The organism is Massilia sp. LjRoot122 (assembly GCF_964252725.1).
Lineage (GTDB): Bacteria > Pseudomonadota > Gammaproteobacteria > Burkholderiales > Burkholderiaceae_D > Telluria.
The window spans coordinates 5,220,500-5,239,096 of record NZ_CAXUPB020000001.1 but is presented as its reverse complement, the minus strand read 5'-3'; the positions used below and the strand labels follow the sequence as shown (position 1 = coordinate 5,239,096).

Sequence of the window (18,597 nt, the reverse complement as noted above, 5' to 3'; positions counted from 1 at the left end):
GTGTTCACAACATAGCCAGTGGGCGCCGCTAGGCGCCTTCGCCCACCACGCGCAATGCGCGCACGTCGCGCATGGGCGGTTGGCCAAAGACACGGCAGTATTCGCGGTTGAACTGGCTGGCACTTTCATAGCCGACCTCGAAGGCGGCACTCGCGGCATCGAGGCCGTCCACGAGCATGCGCCGCCGCGCTTCATACAAGCGAAGCTGCTTTTGATACTGGAGCGGCGTCATGGACGTGAGCGCCCGGAAGTGGTGATGCAGTGTCGACACCCCCCTGCAGGCGATCCGGGCCAGCGTTTCCATGCGCAGCGGCTGTGTGTAGTGTTCCCTGATCCATTCGATGGCCCTGGCCGTCCGTTGGTTGCTGTCTCCCAGGGTCGCGATCGCGCGGAGGCGTTGCCCTTCGGCGCTTTGAAGGATCCGATAGATGATTTCGCGCTGGATCAGTCCACTCATGAAGCCGATGTCTTGCGGAGCATGGTGCAGGTCCATCAAGCGGCAGAAAGCGTCGAGAAGTTCGGCAGTCGTCTCCGCGGTCGCCATCGCGGGTTCGCTTTTGCGGGGCCACGGGGCCGGATCAGGGTCGCGGCTGAGCAGTTCCCCGACCACGGCAATGTCCAGCTTCAGCCGCAAGCACAGGTAGGGCGCTTCAGGGCTTGCCCCGATGACCTGGCTGGTGACCGGCAGATCGAGCGAGGTCAGGAGGAAACGCGAAGGACCATAGTCGAAGTGCGTGCCGCCCAGGATGACGCGCTTTTTTCCCTGGACGACCAGGGCAATGCTCGGTTCGTAGCTTACCCAGTCCGGCACTGACGGGGCGGTGTAGCGATACAAGGTCAGGTTGGGAATCGAGGTCGCGAGGCTCGCTGCGGAGCCGATCAAGGATGCAGTACGGCCGGCCAGTTGCGCCCGCAATTCTTCGCGGCGACGGGCCGAAGACGAGGGCGGCGGGGTGGGGGCAAGCAGGTGCACGGTAGCGGTCTCCATTTCCATCACAAGAATAAGGCGGAATCGGATCGATGCCTATGCAATTGTTACTTAGTCAGAGGATCAGGCAACAAATCGGCAGGATGAGGATACCGCCTGAAGCCTGCTGCCCACATGATGCTCGTACCTGCCGAAAACGCAGTTCGAAACTGGTCAGAAGGAAACACTATGAAGATGAAACCCGGCATGCGGCGCTGGATCGCCACGGCCCTCATTGGCCTCAGCGCGGCCACCGCTCTGCACGCAGCGGCGCCGGCAGGCACGCCGCGTGCGTTCTACGTCTCCGAATTCGTGGTGACCGACCGTGAAGGCATGAAGCCCTACAGCGCCCAGGTCGAATCGACCTTCCGGCCGTTCGGCGGCCGCTACATCGTGCGCGGCGGGAACATCAGCGCGCTCGAAGGAGACGGTCCCAAGGGAGGGATGGTCGTCATCGAGTTCGACAGCAAGGAACAGGCGCAGGCCTGGTACGACTCTCCCGCTTACCGGAAGCTGATGTCGATCCGCCATCGATCGTCGAGCTCGCGCGTGTACATCGTCGAGGGCAGCGTCACGCCACCTGCGCACTAGGCAAGGCAACTGTGTCGAATCAGAATGTGTGTCGAATGCCAAGGTTGAAGGCACGATCGCCCGAACCGGCTTCCGAATTGTTGGCAACGGTATATCCCGCCCCGTTCTCGTTATCGATTGCGCCATATACCGAATATAGCGTCGAGCGTTTGGATAACTGATACAGGTAACCAATACCCAGCGAGCGTGCATCCTGGTTCCGCAGGGTCTTGTCGTCCTTGCGCTGCAGCGTCACCACCAGCTTGCCGGGGCCGGCCGGCACCACGGCGCCGAGCAGGATCTCGTTGCCGCCGGTTGACGCGGTCGGGGCGACGCCGCCATACGGGTTGTTGTTATTGCCCAAAGGCGCGCTGTTGAAGCCCTGATCGACACTGAGGGCAAGGTAGGCCTTGAGTATCTTGAAGTCGTAGTTCGCCGCCAGCAGCTTGTTGCTGCCATTGCCGCGGGTGGCCCCGGTGACGCCGGGTGCAGCGGCGACGTCGGCATTCTTGTGGTTGTACGCAAGGCGTACATTCAGCGGGCCTGCAGAATAGCCCAGCGAAGCGCCCATCTGGCGGCCGGATGCCGTACTGCCGGCCTGTTCGCCGGCGCTGTATGCCACCTCCGCCGTGAAGCCCTGGATGGCCGGCGTCGCGTACAGCACCGTATTGCTGGTGCGAACATTGGCGCCGAAATCCGGGAACAGGTTCTTCGCACTGCCCGCATAGCCGGTCGAGAAGGGATCGCCCACCTGTACCAGGGCCTGGTGCCAGGGCGTATGCTGGCGGCCGATCGTCAGCTGGCCGGCCCTGCCCTTGATGCCAACATACGCCTGGCGGTTGAAGATCGTGCCCTCTGCGTCAACCGCGCCCGTGTCCAGGCGATGACCGTTCTCGAGCAGGAAGAGGACCGAGGTTCCGCCTCCGAGGTCTTCCGTGCCGCGGAAACCGATGCGCGAGGCCGAGCCGACGCCGCTGCTGATCTTGTTGACGCTACCGGCCGTGCCACCGCTTTCGTGGACGAAGCCGGCGTCGGCGATGCCATAGATCGTCAGTCCGGTCTGGGCTTGCGCTGCAGCGGAACTGACAGCCAGGATGGCTGCTGCGATGATTTTCACTTCCATGTCTCCTCCTTGTCGGGACAAAGCCCCTTTTATTGTTGGGCAGTAGGCTTGATCGCGACCACGGCCCCGACCAGCACCGCCGTCATGTTCACGATCCGGCGGACGGTCGCGGAAGGCGTCAGTACCTGCACCGGCTTTGCTGCGCCAAGCAGGATCGGGCCAATGGCAACGTTATTGCCGGCAGCAACCTTGAGCAGGTTGTAAGAGATATTCGCAGCGTCGATATCGGGCAGGATCAGCAGGTTCGCGTCGCCCTCCAGCGTCGACGAGGGCAAAAACTTCTGGCGCAGGCCGGCGTCGAGGGCCACATCGCCATGCATCTCGCCGTCCACGTCCAGCTCGGGCGCGCGCTGCTTCAAGATGGCCAGCACTTCACGCATTTTCCGGGCCGAAGGCGCATCGCTGGACCCGAAATTGGAGTGTGAAAGCAGTGCCAGCTTCGGGACAATGCCGAAGCGCCTTACTTCCGCAGCTGCCTGCAAGCTGATCTCGGCAAGCTCGGCTGCAGTCGGATCGATGTTCACGTGGGTATCCGCAATGAAGACCTGCCTGCCTGGCAGGATCAAGGCATTCATCGCCGCGTAGACGGTCGAGCCGTCCTTCTTCCCGATGACCTGATCGATGAAATGGAGATGGCGATGTGTCGTGCTGACCGTCCCGCACATCATGCCGTCGGCTTCCCCCTTGCGCACCATCATCGCCCCGATCAGCGTCGTACGCCGGCGCATTTCCAGTTTTGCCATCTGCTCGGTGACGCCACGCCGGGACATGAGATCCAGGTATTCCGTCCAGTAGTCCCGGTAGCGGGCATCGTGATCGGTATTCACCACCGTGAAGTCCTGATCGGCTTGCAGACGCAGGCCAAGCTTCGTAATGCGCTGCTCGATCACGGCCGGACGGCCAACCAGGATCGGCTGGGCAATGCCTTCGTCGACAACGATCTGGACAGCGCGCAGCACGCGTTCCTCTTCACCTTCGGCGAAGACGATCCGCTTCCTGTCGGGCGTGGCGGCGCGTGCGGCCTGGAATACCGGCCGCATCATGCTGCCGCTGTGATAGACGAACTGCTGCAGGTGCTGTGCATAGGCATCCAGGTCGTCCAGCGGGCGGGTCGCCACGCCGGAGTCCATCGCGGCCCTGGCGACCGCCGGTGCGATCTTGACGATCAGGCGGGGATCGAAGGGCGTCGGGATCAGGTAGTTGGGGCCGAACGAGAGATTGCTGGTGCCGTAGGCCGTTGCCACGACGTCGCTCTGCTCCTGCCGTGCGAGGTCCGCAATCGCATTGACCGCGGCGATTTCCATCTCGCGCGTGATCGTCGTCGCTCCCACATCGAGCGCGCCGCGGAAGATATAGGGAAAGCACAGGACATTGTTGACCTGGTTTGGATAGTCCGCGCGCCCGGTCGCCAGAATCGCGTCGGGACGCACTTCCAGGGCAAGTTGAGGCAGGATCTCGGGCGTGGGATTGGCGAGCGCCATGATCAGCGGCCGCCTTCCCATGCGCTTCACCATCTCGGGCTTTAGCACGTTCCCGGCCGAGAGCCCGAGGAAGATGTCGGCGCCCTCGATGACTTCACCCAGGCTGCGCGCGCTGGTAGCGCGGGCATAGCGCTCCTTCTTCGGATCCATCAGTTCGGTCCTGCCCTGGTAGACAACGCCGGCCAGGTCCGTCACATAGATGTTGCGCAGGTCCAGGCCCAGGTCGACCAGCAGGTCCAGGCACGCAAGCGCGGCAGCGCCGGCGCCGGATGCGACCAGCTTCACTTCGCTGATCGGCTTGCCGACGACCTTCAGTCCATTGATGATCGCCGCGGCCACCACGATGGCCGTGCCGTGCTGGTCGTCGTGGAATACCGGGATGTTCATGCGCGCCCGGCACTGGCTTTCGACCGCGAAGCAGTCCGGCGCCTTGATGTCTTCGAGGTTGATGCCCCCGAAGGTCGGCTCGAGCGCCGTGATGATGTCGACCAGTTTTTGCGGGTCCTTTTCGTTGAGCTCGATGTCAAAGACGTCGATACCCGCGAATTTCTTGAACAGTACCGCTTTCCCTTCCATCACCGGCTTGGCAGCCAGTGGGCCGATGTCGCCGAGACCCAGTACCGCCGTTCCATTGGTAACGACCCCGACCAGGTTGCCGCGCGCAGTATAGCGTGCCGCGGCAACCGGATCGGCCACGATCTCCTCGCAGGGGAATGCGACACCTGGCGAATACGCCAGGGACAAGTCCCGTTGGTTGATCATCTGCTTGGTCGGAACGGTGGCAAGCTTGCCCGGCTTGGGGAACTCGTGATAGTCGAGTGCTGCCTGACGCAGCAAAGATGCTTCGGATGTCATGATCGATCTCGTGTGTGTTGGGTATGGCAGCGCATCGCGCTATGCGTGGCGCTTGCTCAGCACGCCTACTGGAATGCTGTCGGTGCCTGACGCGGCGTCTGTCAGGCTTTCGTCCGGCAGCGCCGACCCGCGTTCGAGGACGGCCCGGGCCTGCTTCATGTCGATGGTCTTCTCCCAGCGCGCCACGACGACCGTTGCCACACCGTTGCCGACCAGGTTCGTGAAGGCACGCGCCTCGTTCAGGAAGCGGTCCACGCCCAACAGCAGGACCAGTCCTTCGACAGGAATCTTGTGCATGGACGCCAGCGTCGCAGCCAAGGCCACGAAGCCCGCTCCGGCGACACCGGCCGATCCCTTCGAGGTGAACAGCAGGACGCCGAGCAGGATCAGTTGGTCCCACAGCGTCAGGTCGATATTCATCGCCTGGGCAATGAAAATGGCTGCCATGGTCAGGTAGATCGCCGTCCCGTCCGCGTTGAACGCGTAGCCGGTCGGCAGCACCAGGCCCACCACCGGCTTCGGAATTCCCAGCTTTTCGAGCTTGACCAGCATCTGCGGCAGGACCGCTTCCGTCGACGCGGTACCGAGCGTGACGAACAGCTCATCCTTGATGTAACGCATGAACTTGAACAAGGACAGCCCGCAGGCCTGCATCACGATGCCCAGGACGAGCACGATGAAGATGGCGGAGGTCAGGTATAGGCAGAGAATCAGCTGGCCATAGGACAGCAGCGTGCCGATCCCGTATTTGCCCACGGTGAAGGCCATGCCGCCAAAAGCGCCCAGTGGTGCAACGTACATGGCGATGCGGACAACGCCGAACATACCGTGCAGGAACTGGTCCAGCATGTCGACAAAGGGCTCGACTGTCTTGCCGGCACGTGCAAGGGCAATCGCGAACAGCAAGGAGAAGAAGATGATCGGCAGCATGTCGCCGTTCGCGAACGCCCCGACGACGCTGTTCGGTACGATATTCAGGATGAAATCGAGTGCGCCGCCCTGCTGCTGCGCCTTCTGCGTATAGGTCGCCACCGTCGACCCATCGATGAGTGCAGGGTCGACGTTCATGCCTTCACCTGGCTTGAACAGGTTCACGACCACGAGACCGATGACGAGTGCAAGCGTTGATACGACTTCAAAGTAGAGCACTGCTTTCAGCCCGACGCGACCTGCCTCATGCACATTGTTCATGCGGGCGATGCCGACGACGATCGAGGCAAAGATGATTGGTGCCAGCAACATCTTGATCAGTTTGATGAAGAGGTCGCCTAGTGGCTTGAGTTTAGTGCCGAGCTCGGGCATGAAATGGCCGAGCAGGATGCCGACGACGATGGCAATCAAGACCTGGACGTAAAGCTTGGAAAGGTATTTCCCGACGAATGTGGATCGCATGGCTGTCTCCTCGTGCGAATATGTTTCCGGCCTGCTGATGGACAGGAAGGGCCGCAGCAGGCACGCCCGTTGGGGCCGCTGCTGTGACCACTACCTGTTGACTGGATTGGTGACCGCGCCTCTTGTCGCTGGGCGTTGACGGTCTTGTGGCGCTTAAGCCGACAGCTTCTGCATCTCGGCGTACAGGTCTGCCTTGCCTTCGAAGCCGATGCCGGGCAAGTCCGGCATGGTGATGTAGCCGTTGTCGACCGTGACGCCGTCCGGGAAGCCGCCGTAGGGCTGGAACAGGTCAGGGTAGGACTCGTTGCCACCCAGGCCGAGGCCGGCAGCGATGTTCAGCGACATCTGGTGGCCGCCGTGGGGAATGCAGCGCTTCGGCGACCAGCCGTGCTCGCGCAGCATGTCGAGGGTGCGCAGGTATTCGACCAGGCCGTAGGACAGCGCGCAGTCGAACTGCAGCCAGTCGCGGTCGGCGCGCATGCCGCCATAACGGATCAGGTTGCGTGCATCCTGCATCGAGAACAGGTCTTCGCCGGTCGCCATCGGGTTCTTGTAGTAATTGCGCAGGGTCGCCTGCAGCTCGAAGTCGAGCGGATCGCCCGGTTCCTCGTACCAGAACAGGTCGTACTGCGACAGCGCTTTCGCATACTGGATGGCCGTGTCGAGGTCGAAGCGGCCATTGGCGTCCACTGCCAGCTTCTGGCCATCCTGCAGCACCGACAGGATGCTGTCGATGCGGCGCAGGTCTTCGTCCAGCGACGCGCCGCCGATCTTCTTCTTCACGACCGTGTAGCCACGGTCGATGTAGCTGCGCATCTCGTCCTTCAGCTTCTCGTGGTCCTGGCCCGGGTAGTAATAGCCGCCGGCGGCGTAGACGAAGATCTTGCGGTCGGGTTTGCCATTGCCGTAGCGATCGGCCAGCAGCTGGAACAGCGGCTTGCCTTCGATCTTGGCGACGGCATCCCAGATCGCCATGTCGATGGTGCCGATCGCCACCGAGCGCTCGCCATGGCCGCCCGGCTTTTCGTTGGTGAACATGCAGTTCCAGATCTTGTGCGGATCCAGGTTGGTGCCGGCATCGTCGACCAGCGAGGCCGGGTCCGCTTCCAGGATGCGCGGGATGAAGCGTTCGCGCATCAGCTTGCCCTGGCCGTAGCGGCCGTTGGAGTTGAACCCGTAGCCGACGACGGGCTTGCCGTCACGGATCACGTCGGTGATCACGGCCACCAGGCTCAGGGTCATCTTGCTGAAGTCGATGTAGGCATTGCGGATCGGCGAGCTGATGGGGACGGTTTTTTCACGGATTTCTACAATTTTCACGGGAGTCTCCTGGGGAAAAATCGCATGGCGTGGATGCGATTGTGTGAAGGAATGCCTGGAGCTTAATCGCAAAAAATCGCCTTATAATTCACTGAAATTCAATTATCAAGTGAGTGCAAGTGAAGACTGACCCGACCTCCGACATGCATTTCTTCGCCCTGGTTGCCCGGCACGGCAGCCTGGCCGCGGCGGCGCGCGCGATCGACCTGACGCCTCCCGCTGCCACCAAGCGTCTGGCGGCCCTGGAGAGCCGCCTGGGCGTACGGCTCCTCAACCGGACCACGCGCAGCCTCAGCCTGACGAGCGAAGGCGAAACCTACCTGCAGCATGCGACGCGCATCCTGGCCGAGATACGGGAAATGGAAGACGTGGTATCGCAGGGGCGTGCGACCCCGCGCGGCCTGTTGCGCGTGAACGCGACGCTCGGCTTCGGACGCACCACGATCGCCCCGCTGGTATCCGCTTTCGCGCTGCGCTATCCGGAAGTCGAACTGCAGATGGAGGTGACCGACCGGCCCATCGATCTGGTCGACAGCGGCTTCGACCTGGCGATACGCTTCGGTGCCTTGCCCGACAAGCGCCTGAATGCGCGGCGCATCATGTCGAACCGGCGCTTCCTGTGCGCCTCGCCGGCCTATCTGGAACGGCACGGGACGCCTGCGAAGCTGGAGGATCTCGCCAGGCACCGTTGCATCATCCACCGGCAAAACGACGATGCCTACGGTATCTGGCGTTTCCAGCATCACGACCATACCGAAGTCGTGAAGGTGCACGGCATGTTGTCGAGCAATGACGGCGACATCGTGCTTGGCTGGGCGCTGGACGGCCACGGCATCCTGATCAGGTCGGAATGGGACCTGGCCAGGTACCTCGACAGTGGTCGTTTGAAAATCGTGCTGCCCGAGTTCGTGCTGCCGGATGCGGACCTGTTCGTGTATTACCCCAGCCAGCGGAATCAGACCATCCGCGCCCGGGCCTTCATCGACTTCCTCGCGGAACAATTGAATCCTCTCAAATGATGTAGATAAATTTGCAACTTCGAGGGCAGGGAAGCGCAAGGTCGAGTTCGATGCAATTGTCAAAATTGCATTATGAAAACGATCATCCTGCCCCCCACCTTCGGTGCGCTGCTGCTGGCCCTGTCCTGCAACGGCGCTGTCGCGGCCCCGGCCGAGCACAAGGAATTCGAAGCCACCCTGCACGCGCCCTTTCAGGCCGCGGCGGATGCGCGCCGGACCTTCAGCCTGAACTTCAGCTACCCCGGCCTGGAACAGCCCGGGACCGTCTACTGGAAGCTGGAACTGGTGAACCCGCAAGGGCGCGTCGTCCAGCGCTGGCGCGGCAGCCTTCCCATCGCCGGCCAGGACGTCCCCCTGCAGGTCGCATGGGACGGCCGCATCAAGGGCGCGCCCGCAGCGAGCGGCTTGTACCGGGTGCGCATGCGCGCCATCCTGCGCGGCGTCCACCATGACGAGCACCATGGCGCTGTCGAGCAGGACTGGCAGATCGCGGTCGGCGCCCGTCCGGCCCAGCGCATGCCGCGCTTCGCGCCGCTGCCGGGTATCCGCGACGCCGCCGCCGGCACGGCGATGGCGCCGGCAACCGGCGCGCTGCCCTACACGGTCTACCTGGCCAACCTGCACAGCCAGAGCAACCACAGCGACGGCGGCGCGGCCCTCGACGACTGCAAGGGCGCCCAGGACCCGCTCAAGGCCAGGTACGGACCGGAAGCGGCCTTCGCCTATGCCCGCGGGCGCGGCCTCGACATCCTGGCCGTCTCGGAGCACAACCACATGTACGACGGCTCGGACGGCACCGACGCCAGCGCCGACCCGGTCAGGGCGAAGGACCTGTACAAGGCCGGCCTGGCCAGCGCGGCCGCCTTCAACGCCACCAAGCCCGGCTTCCTGGCGCTGTACGGCATGGAGTGGGGCGTCATCAACAACGGCGGCCACGTCAACATCTTCAACAGCGACGAGTTGCTGGGCTGGGAGACCAACGCCCTGGGCGAACTGCTGGCCGATACGGCGACCGCGCGCAACGACTACGCCGCGCTCTACACCTTGATGCGCCGGCGCGGCTGGGTGGGGCAGTTCAACCATCCCTCGCACAGCGGCCAGTTCAAGGTGAACGGCGTGCCGCTCGGGTATACCGAGGACGGCGACGAGGCGATGGCGCTGTGCGAGGTGATGAACAGCACCGCCTTCTCGACCAACGACACCGAGACCGAAACCCGCCGCAGCAACTTCGAGCAGGCCTGCAACCGGCTGCTGGAAGCCGGCTACCATCTGGCCTTCAGCACCAACCAGGACAACCATTGCGCCAACTGGGGCGCGTCCTACACCAATCGCACCGGCGTGCTGCTGCCCACGGGGGCGGCCCTCACGCGCGACAGCTTCGTCGAGGCGCTCAAGGCGCGGCGCGTGTTCGCCACCATGGACAAGGGCTCGCAGCTGATCTTCACCGCGAACGGCAAATTGATGGGGGCGCGCTTCAGCAACCGCGGTCCGCTGACGCTCAGCGCGAATTTCGCCTCGGCTGCGGGCAAGAAGGTGGCGGCGGTGGCGATCATGGAGGGCGTGCCGGGGCGGAACGGCAGCGTCACCGAGGTCTCGAACCTTGCCACGACCAGCTTCACGCCGGCGCCGGGCAAACATTTTTATTATGCGCGGGTGACGCAGGATGACGGCAACGTCTTGTGGTCGGCACCGGTGTGGGTGACGCAGGAGTAGGGTAGCCGGCGCGGGTGCTTTCCGGCCAGGATTGAAGATGCTATCCTGCCTGCGCCTCCGGCCCTACCCGGGCTGTCCGGCTTCATCCCTTCCACGCGAGAGATCATGAAGACAAGCACCCTGCTGCGCGCCTCGGCCTGCGCCTTTATCTGCCAATGGAGCGCGTATGCGTTCGCACTCGACCCCCTCAGCTACGCCAAATACGACCAGGTCAAGACCACGGCCCTGCACCTGGACCTGAAGGCCGACTTCACGCGCAAGACCCTGGCCGGCTACGCCGACCTGACGCTGAACTGGATCGACAAGAAAGCCACCACGCTCGATCTCGATACCCGCGAACTGAGCATCTCGAAGATCGAGGCACAGGATGCGGCAGGCGCCTGGCGCCCGGTCAAGTACACCCTCGACAAGCTGGATGCCGAGAAGGGCCGGGCGCTGCACGTCGCCCTCCCGGGCCAGCCGGCCAAGGTGCGCATCCATTACCAGACCGCGCCGACCGCGCCCGCGCTGCAGTGGCTGACGCCGAAGCAGACCATGTCGGGCAAGTATCCGTTCATGTTCAGCCAGTCGCAGCCGATCAATGCGCGCTCCTTCGTGCCGATCCAGGACACGCCGGCGGTGCGCTTCACCTACACCGCGCGCATCCAGGCGCCGCAAGGCATGCGCGTCGTGATGAGCGCCGATAACGACCCGAAAGCCCTGGGGAAGGGCGGCTGGAAGTTCACCATGCCGCAGCCGGTGCCGTCCTACCTGATCGCGATCGGCATCGGCGAGCTGGAAGCGCGCACCCTGGGCGGGCGCACCGGCGTCTACGCAGAACCGATGCGCATCAAGGCCGCCGAGTACGAACTGGCCGATACCGAGAAGATGGTGGCCGCGGCCGAAGCGCTGTTCGGGCCCTATCGCTGGGGGCGTTACGACATGCTGGTGCTGCCGCCGTCCTTCCCGATCGGCGGCATGGAAAACCCGCGCCTGACCTTCCTGACCCCGACCATGATCGCCGGCGACCGCAGCCTGGTCGACCTGGTCTCGCACGAGCTGGCGCACAGCTGGTCGGGCAACCTGGTGACCAACGCCTCCTGGAAGCACTGGTGGCTCAACGAGGGCTTCACCACCTACGTCACCACCCGCATCCTCGAGAAGATGTACGGCGAGGAAGTGGCGACCATGAATCTGCAGCTGGAACAGGAAGAAGCGCTCGACTCGCTCAAGGACATCCCGAAAGCCAAGCAGGCCCTGCTCACGCGCGACCCGGACACGAGTTCGCAGCACTACACCGACGAAGGCCTGGCCTATCCGAAGGGGGCCTGGTTCCTCCGCACGCTGGAACAGCGTGCCGGACGCGCGACCTTCGATCCCTTCCTGCGCGGCTGGTTCGACCAGCACGCCTTCCAGAGCGTGACCACCGAGCAGTTCGTGCAATACCTGCGCGCGAACCTGCTGTCGAAGAATCCGAAGATCATGAGCGACGCGGAACTCGACGAATGGCTGTACGGCCCGGGCATCCCGGCCAGCGCCAGGAAGGCCGTCTCGACCCGCCTGGCGAAGCTGAACGACACCACCGCGCGCTGGCTCAAGGGCGACATCAAGACCGCGCAGCTCGATACGAAGAACTGGAACGCCGCCGAATGGATGAAGTTCCTGAACGATATCGACAGCAAGGCGAATGCGGCCAAGCTGGAAGAACTGGACAAGGCCTTCGGCCTGGCCAAGACCGGCAACAATGAGGTCGCCTTTCGCTTCTACCGCGCATCGGTGCATGCCGGTTACCGCGGCATCCGCCCGAACCTGGAAGCCTTCCTGATGAGCGTGGGCCGCCAGAAGTTCGTGGTGCCGCTGTATGGCGCGCTGCGCGCCAATGCCGAGGACCGGGCCTGGGCCGAGCGCGTGTACAAGGCCGCGCGCGAGCGCTACCACCCGGAGACGCAGGGCAGCGTCGACAAGCAGATGAACAAACAATAAAGGAATGAACAGCGTGTTTTCCATGAATCGACTTGCAGCCGCGGTCCTGATCGCGTTTTCCACCACCGGTGCGGTGTTCGCACAAGAAGCGGCGCCCGCCACCGCCGTCCAGGCCTCGGCCTACAACCTGAAGGCCGACGTCGAGCGCGTCATGAAGGAATTCGATGTGCCGGGCATCGCCATCGCCGTGGTCAAGGACGGCAAGGTCCTGGCCGCCGAGGGCTTCGGCGTGCGCAAGCGCGGCGAGCCGGCCAAGGTGGACGGCAAGACCATCTTCGAGATCGCCTCGAACTCCAAGGCCTTCACCGCCGCGGCGCTGGCCATGCTGGTCGACCAGGGCAAGCTGGCCTGGGACGACCCGGTGATCAAGCACCTGCCGGACTTCCGCATGTACGACGCCTACGTCACCTCCGAGATGACCGTGCGCGACCTGCTGGTCCACCGCAGCGGCCTGGGGCTGGGCGCGGGTGACCTGATGTGGTGGCCGACCACCAGCTTCACCACCGACGAGATCATCCACAACCTCCGCTACATCAAGCCGGCGACCAGCTTCCGCAGCGCCTACGCCTACGACAACCTGCTGTACATCGTGGCCGGCAAGATCATCGCCAGCAAGTCGGGCAAGACCTGGGGCGAGACCATGCACGAGTGGATCCTCAAGCCGGTCGGCATGGCCAACACCACCACCAGCCTGGCCGAGAACGCGAAGTTCGCCAACGTCTCGGCGCCGCACAGCAAGATCAACGGCAAGGCCGTACCGGTGAAGCCAATGCCGGTGGCGAATGCCGACGGCGCGGTGGGCATCAATACCAGCGCGGAAGACATCGCGCGCTGGATGCAGGTGCTGCTCGACGGCGGCAAGGTGGGCAAGGACGCCGCCGGCAAGGAAGTGCGCCTGTGGTCGGACAAGCAGTCGCGCGAGATGTGGACCCCGCAGACGCCGATGAAGATCAGCGAGCCGCGTCCGCCGCTGGCGGCGACCAAGCCGAACTTCTACGCCTACGGCCTCGGCTTCCAGCTGCGCGACTACCAGGGCAAGATGGTGGCGATGCACGGCGGCGCCCTGCAGGGCTTCTACACCCGCGTGCTGCTGGTGCCGGAATCGAAGCTGGGCATCGCGATCTTCACCAATGCCGAGAGCGGCCCCTCGCTGAACGCGCTGCAGTACCGCCTGCTCGACCAGCACCTGGGCGCGGCGCCGACCGACTGGATCGGCCGCATCGCCGACATCGACCGCGAGAACCAGGCCAAGGAAGCGGCCCGGGTGAAGGGCGAAGCGGCGGCGCGCGCGGCGTCGTCGAAGCCCTCGCTGCCGCTGGCTTCGTACGAGGGTGAGTATGAGGACGCGTGGTACGGCAAGGCGTCGATCCGCCGCAACGGGAACCGGCTGGTGCTGTCCTTCGCGAAGACGCCGGACCTGACCGGGGAGATGGAGCACTTCCAGCACGACACCTTCATCGTGCGCTGGAAGGAGCGTAACTTCAATGCGGATGCCTACGTCACCTTCTCGCTGGACCACGACGGCAGCATCGAGCGGGTGCGCATGAAGCCGGTGTCGACGGAGACGGACTTCAGCTATGACTTCCAGGATCTGCTGTTTGTGCCGGTGAAGAAGGCGAAGTAAATAAAAAAACCGCAGCCGAGGCTGCGGTTTTTCATTCTGCAGCGCGGGATTACTTCCCGCCCCACACCTTCATCATGTCCTCCGACCCCTGCGTGCGAATCCCGTTATCCGACAGGATCCCCTCGGTCGCATCCATGACCGCCTTGCGCGGCAGGATCATGGTCTCGCCATAGCGCTGGTCGAACTTGAACACCACGTGCTCGTCCTTCAGGTCGCGCAGCGTCGAGACCAGGTGGGCCAGGCTGCGGATCTTGACGCCGTTGACCGTATCGACCACCGAACCGAAGCGGTTGCTGTAGCCGCTCACCAGCTTGTGCGGGAAGAACGGACCGCTGATCACCACCAGCTCCTCGCGTGCCGGGTCCGGCGAGTCGCCGCGCTGCGTGATCAGGGGGCTGTCGTTGAAGGCATAGGCGTTGGCCGCCGCCGCATTCATCACCAGGAAGGCCAGGAATTCACTGGTCGCGCGGGTGAAGGCCACCGGGCCGTACACGAAATAGGACGGATAGGCGCCGTTCAGGTCCGGGATCAGCAGCGGACGCGGGCCGCTGGACGGTACCTCGACCTTCATCGACTTGCCGCCGCGGACGATGGTCATCGGCAGCTTGCCGTTCCTGGCCACCTGCTGGATGCGGTACTGGAAACGCACGCGCAGGTTCGATCCCAGCTGCACCATGCCCTGGTTGTCGATCGGGTACTCGCCGATATGGGTGATGATGTCGCCTTCCTTCAGCGGCCAGCTCGCATCAAGCTTGTACGGGCGGTGCACCAGCGCGCCTTCCACCGACTTGTCGAGCTTCAGGTATTGGCGCAGCGCCGGGTTCTCGAGCGTCTGGACGCTGTCGTGCAGCAGCGGCTTGCCGTCGTAGCGGCCGTCCGCCACGTCCTTCAGGAACAACTCGATCTCTTCGTTCGGGATCACGTAGCCGATGTTCTGGGCGTTGGCTGCCATCGAGAAGGCCAGGCCGATCATCTTGTCGCCGGCGATCACCGGGCCGCCGCTGTTGCCCGGGTTGATCGGCGCGTCGATCTGGATGCGCAGGCCGGAGCTGAACGAACCGTAGCCGACGAACTCCACGCGCGAGACGATGCCGCGGGTGGTCGAGAGCGAATTGCCGCCGACCGGATAGCCGTAGGCGAACACCGCCTCGCGCACGTCCGGCAGCACGGCCGCGCGCTGTACCGGCGGACGCTTGTCGAAGAAGGACGGGTCTTCCAATTCGAGCACCGCGAGGTCCAGGCCGCGCGCCAGCGCGATCACCTTGGCCGACACCTTGTCGCCCGACTGGCTGGCCTGCACCTCGACCTGGCTGGCATAGCCGACCACGTGGGCATTGGTCAGGATGCGCTTGCCCTCGATGATGACGCCCGAGCCGGTGACGTTGGCCGGCGACTGCTTGGCCCAGGGCTTGTACGGGTCGGGACGGCGCACGGTGGCGAAGATCTTGACCACCGAGTTCTCGATGGCCGGCAAGGCCGGCGCCTTGGTGGCCGACGGGGTCGCGACCGCCTGCGAGGGGGGCGTCTCGGGCGTGGGGGCTGGAGGAAGGGTGGTGTCCTGTGCGTGGACGAGGCCTGCCAGGGCGAATGCCACGGCGGCTGCGAGGCGTGCGGTTTTCATGGATTCCTTCGGTGGCTCAAACGTGCGAATAATGTTGCGAATGGTACGAATCGCAAGAATATACACGCTCGCCGCCTAAGGAAATACACGAATCGTCACCGGGAGGCGCCGCCCCCCGGTGTGAAGCTTATTGTTTCACGAACTTGAGCGTCATGCGGTCGCTCTCGCCGATCGCCATGTACTTCTCGCGGTCCTTGTCCTTGTTGGCCAGCACCGGCGGCAGGGTCCACACGCCTTTTTCGTGGTTGGCGGTGTCCTTCGGATTGGCATTCACCTCGGATTTACCCGCCAGCTTGAAGCCCGCGCTTTCGACCTGCTTGATCACCCAGGCTTCGTGCACGTAGCCGCTCGAGGCCTTGGCATCCTGGGTCATCGAGGCAGGCAGGCGGTGGTCGACGATGCCCAGCACGCCGCCCGGCTTCAGGACCTTGTGGATCTCCTTGAAGGTGGTCTTCAGCGCGTCTTCACCGCCGCCGACCCAGTTGTGCAGGTTGCGGAAGGTGAGCACCATGTCGACGCTGTTCGGCGCCGCGATCTGGTAGCGCGCAGGCGGTTCGAAGATGCTCGGGACCACCTTGTCGTAGATCGCCGCGTTTGAATCGAGCTTCTTCTTGAAGGCCATGCCGTAGCGCTTCTCCGGAGCGATCTCTTCGCCAGCGCCGATCAGCTTGCCGTTCTGGCGCAGGTAGGGAGCCAGGATCTCGGTGTACCAGCCGCCCGAGGGCGCCAGCTCCACCACCGTCATGTTCGGCTTGATGCCGAAGAAGCTCAGGGTTTCGTAGGGGTGGCGCGCCGCGTCGCGCGCCTTGTTGGCGGCGCTGCGGTGTTCACCCGCGATGGCGGCTTTCAGGGCGTCGTCCGCCAGGACGGTACCGGCGGCGCCGGCGAGGCCGGTGGCCAGCATCGCGGTCAGGATCAGTCGTTTCATCGGTGTGAAGTCTCCATCGTGTTGTGCGCGGCCGGGCGGGACGCCGCCGCCGCGCTGATGATCGGCCACACTTGGCGGACAGTCAAGCACTGCCTGTATATGCATACGTTTCGTTCTTAAATGTGTCCGCAGCGGACACCCGGACACTCCCGCGGACACTCGCGCCGGACAGCGGACACCCACCAAATCATGCACTTAAAAGACGCTTTGTCATGGCACAACAATTGCCTATTCAAAAGCTCAAGTTGCTGCTAAGGTTGACAAGTTTGCCGAGGCTGCATCGGTCCGGTGAAGACCCTTCATTTGCGCCGTAAATACGAATAGCGGACCGCACCACAAGGCGGGACCGCTGCCCAGAAGTAGCTTGATTTCAGGAGACTCTATGGAACGCCGTACCTTTCTCAATTTCAGCAGCCTGGCGCTTGCTACCACGCTCGTCCCCTTCAGCCGTGCGATCGCCGCGGAAGAACTGCTCAGCTCGATGCCCACGGCCGCCAAGAAAGCGCTGGCCGACGTCGCGCTGAACGCCGCCACCAAGGCCGGCGCCAGCTACGCCGACGTGCGCATCGGCCGCTACCTGAACCAGTTCATCACGACCCGCGACCTGAATGTCGAGAACGTGGCGAATACCGAGTCGGCCGGCATCGGCGTGCGCGTGATCGCGAACGGCGCCTACGGCTTCGCCGCCACCTCGGACATGTCGAACGACGGCATCGCCAACGCGGCGCGCCAGGCGGTGGCGATCGCCAAGGCCAATGCCAAGCTGCAGTCCGAACCGGTGCGTCTTGCACCGGTGAAGGGCGTGGGAGAGGTATCCTGGGCCACGCCGATCAAGAAGGATTGGCGCACGGTGCCGATCAAGGAGAAGGCGGATCTGCTGATCGCCGCCAACAAGGCCGGCATGGACGGCGGCGCGACCTTCATGAATTCGATGCTGTTCCAGGTGAACCAGCAGAAGTACTTCGCGTCCACCGACGGCTCCTATATCGAGCAGGACGTGCACCGCCTGTGGGCCCCGTTCCAGGCTACCGCCGTGGACAAGACCACCGGCAAGTTCCGCTCGCGGTCCGGCTTGGGTGCGCCGGTCGGCATGGGTTACGAATACCTGGATGCGCGCCCCGAGCACAAGATCAAGGCCGCGGGCGGCGTCGCCACCCTGTACACCGGTTCGTATGACCTGATCGAGGATGCGCGCGCCGCCGGCCGCGACGCCAAGACCAAGCTGACCGCCAAGTCGGTCACCCCGGGCAAGTACGACCTGATGCTGTCGCCGGAGCACCTGTGGCTGACCATCCACGAGAACGTCGGGCACCCGACGGAACTGGACCGCGTGCTCGGCTACGAAGCCAACTACGCCGGCACCAGCTTCGCCACCCTCGACAAGTGGGAAACCAAGAAATTCAAGTACGGTAACCCGATGGTCAACCTGTACGCCGACAAGATCACCCCGGGCTCGCTCGGCTGCGTGGGCTACGACGACGAAGGCGTCAAGACCAAGAAGTGGGACATCATCAAGGACGGCGTCCTGGTCAACTACCAGGCCACCCGCGACCAGGCCCACATCATCGGCGAAAAGGAATCGCACGGCTGCTCCTACGCCGATTCCTGGAACTCGGTGCAGTTCCAGCGCATGCCGAACGTCTCGCTCGCCGCGGGCAAGAAGAAGCTGACCCCGGACGAGATGGTCAAGGACATCAAGAAGGGTATCTACATCGTCGGCGACGGCTCCTTCTCGATCGACCAGCAGCGCTACAACTTCCAGTTCGGCGGCCAGCTGTTCTACGAGATCAAGGACGGCAAGATCGGCCCGATGCTCGAAGACGTCGCCTACCAGGCCAACACCCAGGAATTCTGGAATGCCTGCTCGGCCATCTGCGACGAGCGCGACTGGCGCATGGGCGGTTCCTTCTTCGACGGTAAAGGTCAGCCGCCGCAGATCAGTATCGTTTCGCACGGTTCGTCGACCACGCGCTTCAACGGCATCAACGTGATCAACACCGCCCGCAAGATCGGCTAAGGCAG

General features: G+C 63.8%; 13 protein-coding genes. 6 read left to right on the top strand and 7 right to left on the bottom strand.

What is annotated here, in order from left to right:
• Window positions 1-28: 28 nt before the first annotated feature.
• Window positions 29-988: an AraC family transcriptional regulator N-terminal domain-containing protein gene (locus ACSQ25_RS23110; RefSeq protein WP_436107963.1), complete on the bottom strand. Its 960-nt coding sequence runs from the start codon at window positions 986-988 to the stop codon at window positions 29-31.
• 168 nt (window positions 989-1,156) lie between these two features.
• Between ACSQ25_RS23110 and ACSQ25_RS23105 the strand changes: the two genes are divergently transcribed.
• Window positions 1,157-1,558 (top strand): DUF1330 domain-containing protein, encoded by a 402-nt coding sequence (locus ACSQ25_RS23105; RefSeq protein WP_436107962.1) that lies wholly within the window; start codon window positions 1,157-1,159, stop codon window positions 1,556-1,558.
• Window positions 1,559-1,577: 19 nt separating this feature from the next.
• Here the strand turns inward: ACSQ25_RS23105 and ACSQ25_RS23100 are convergent, their stop codons facing one another.
• The 4 genes from ACSQ25_RS23100 to ACSQ25_RS23085 all read right to left on the bottom strand — a co-directional run bounded on the left by ACSQ25_RS23100 (window position 1,578) and on the right by ACSQ25_RS23085 (window position 7,708).
• A complete protein-coding gene (locus ACSQ25_RS23100; protein WP_436107961.1) occupies window positions 1,578-2,660 on the bottom strand; it encodes a porin in 1,083 nt (360 codons plus the stop codon).
• Between the two features lie 29 nt (window positions 2,661-2,689).
• Window positions 2,690-4,996 (bottom strand): NADP-dependent malic enzyme, encoded by a 2,307-nt coding sequence (locus ACSQ25_RS23095; RefSeq protein WP_436107960.1) that lies wholly within the window; start codon window positions 4,994-4,996, stop codon window positions 2,690-2,692.
• A gap of 39 nt (window positions 4,997-5,035) precedes the next feature.
• Complete coding sequence (gene dctA, locus ACSQ25_RS23090; protein WP_436107959.1) at window positions 5,036-6,388, bottom strand: C4-dicarboxylate transporter DctA; 1,353 nt, start codon at window positions 6,386-6,388, stop codon at window positions 5,036-5,038.
• Between the two features lie 153 nt (window positions 6,389-6,541).
• A complete protein-coding gene (locus tag ACSQ25_RS23085; RefSeq protein ID WP_436107958.1) occupies window positions 6,542-7,708 on the bottom strand; it encodes a mandelate racemase/muconate lactonizing enzyme family protein in 1,167 nt (388 codons plus the stop codon).
• Between the two features lie 119 nt (window positions 7,709-7,827).
• Between ACSQ25_RS23085 and ACSQ25_RS23080 the strand changes: the two genes are divergently transcribed.
• The 4 genes from ACSQ25_RS23080 (at window position 7,828) to ACSQ25_RS23065 (ending at window position 14,026) form a co-directional block, all read left to right on the top strand.
• Window positions 7,828-8,727, top strand: a complete 900-nt coding sequence (locus ACSQ25_RS23080) for a LysR family transcriptional regulator (RefSeq protein ID WP_436107957.1) — start codon at window positions 7,828-7,830, stop codon at window positions 8,725-8,727.
• A 72-nt stretch (window positions 8,728-8,799) separates the two neighbouring features.
• Entirely contained in the window at window positions 8,800-10,440 is a 1,641-nt protein-coding gene (locus ACSQ25_RS23075) for a CehA/McbA family metallohydrolase (RefSeq protein WP_436107956.1), read from the top strand.
• Window positions 10,441-10,545: 105 nt separating this feature from the next.
• Window positions 10,546-12,402: a M1 family metallopeptidase gene (locus tag ACSQ25_RS23070; protein WP_436107955.1), complete on the top strand. Its 1,857-nt coding sequence runs from the start codon at window positions 10,546-10,548 to the stop codon at window positions 12,400-12,402.
• 22 nt (window positions 12,403-12,424) lie between these two features.
• A complete protein-coding gene (locus ACSQ25_RS23065; RefSeq protein ID WP_436107954.1) occupies window positions 12,425-14,026 on the top strand; it encodes a serine hydrolase in 1,602 nt (533 codons plus the stop codon).
• A 49-nt stretch (window positions 14,027-14,075) separates the two neighbouring features.
• On the opposite strand, the gene ACSQ25_RS23060 is transcribed toward ACSQ25_RS23065, so the two are convergent.
• Together ACSQ25_RS23060 and ACSQ25_RS23055 are read right to left on the bottom strand one after the other, a co-directional pair.
• Entirely contained in the window at window positions 14,076-15,647 is a 1,572-nt protein-coding gene (locus tag ACSQ25_RS23060; RefSeq protein ID WP_436107953.1) for a trypsin-like peptidase domain-containing protein, read from the bottom strand.
• Between the two features lie 127 nt (window positions 15,648-15,774).
• Window positions 15,775-16,575, bottom strand: a complete 801-nt coding sequence (locus ACSQ25_RS23055; protein ID WP_436107952.1) for a class I SAM-dependent methyltransferase — start codon at window positions 16,573-16,575, stop codon at window positions 15,775-15,777.
• Between the two features lie 382 nt (window positions 16,576-16,957).
• Between ACSQ25_RS23055 and ACSQ25_RS23050 the strand changes: the two genes are divergently transcribed.
• Window positions 16,958-18,592, top strand: coding sequence for a TldD/PmbA family protein (locus tag ACSQ25_RS23050; protein ID WP_436107951.1), 1,635 nt, complete (start codon window positions 16,958-16,960; stop codon window positions 18,590-18,592).
• Window positions 18,593-18,597: the final 5 nt, after the last annotated feature.

Bases quoted from the DNA above. Each gene is read 5' to 3' on its own strand.
- ACSQ25_RS23105 (WP_436107962.1), top strand. From the start codon at position 1,157: ATGAAGATGAAACCCGGCATGCGGCGCTGGATCGCCACGGCCCTCATT.
- ACSQ25_RS23075 (WP_436107956.1), top strand. From the start codon at position 8,800: ATGAAAACGATCATCCTGCCCCCCACCTTCGGTGCGCTGCTGCTGGCC.
- ACSQ25_RS23100 (WP_436107961.1), bottom strand. From the start codon at position 2,660: ATGGAAGTGAAAATCATCGCAGCAGCCATCCTGGCTGTCAGTTCCGCT.
- dctA (WP_436107959.1), bottom strand. From the start codon at position 6,388: ATGCGATCCACATTCGTCGGGAAATACCTTTCCAAGCTTTACGTCCAG.
- ACSQ25_RS23065 (WP_436107954.1), top strand. From the start codon at position 12,425: ATGAATCGACTTGCAGCCGCGGTCCTGATCGCGTTTTCCACCACCGGT.
- ACSQ25_RS23050 (WP_436107951.1), top strand. From the start codon at position 16,958: ATGGAACGCCGTACCTTTCTCAATTTCAGCAGCCTGGCGCTTGCTACC.
- ACSQ25_RS23110 (WP_436107963.1), bottom strand. From the start codon at position 988: ATGGAGACCGCTACCGTGCACCTGCTTGCCCCCACCCCGCCGCCCTCG.
- ACSQ25_RS23060 (WP_436107953.1), bottom strand. From the start codon at position 15,647: ATGAAAACCGCACGCCTCGCAGCCGCCGTGGCATTCGCCCTGGCAGGC.
- ACSQ25_RS23095 (WP_436107960.1), bottom strand. From the start codon at position 4,996: ATGACATCCGAAGCATCTTTGCTGCGTCAGGCAGCACTCGACTATCAC.
- ACSQ25_RS23055 (WP_436107952.1), bottom strand. From the start codon at position 16,575: ATGAAACGACTGATCCTGACCGCGATGCTGGCCACCGGCCTCGCCGGC.
- ACSQ25_RS23070 (WP_436107955.1), top strand. From the start codon at position 10,546: ATGAAGACAAGCACCCTGCTGCGCGCCTCGGCCTGCGCCTTTATCTGC.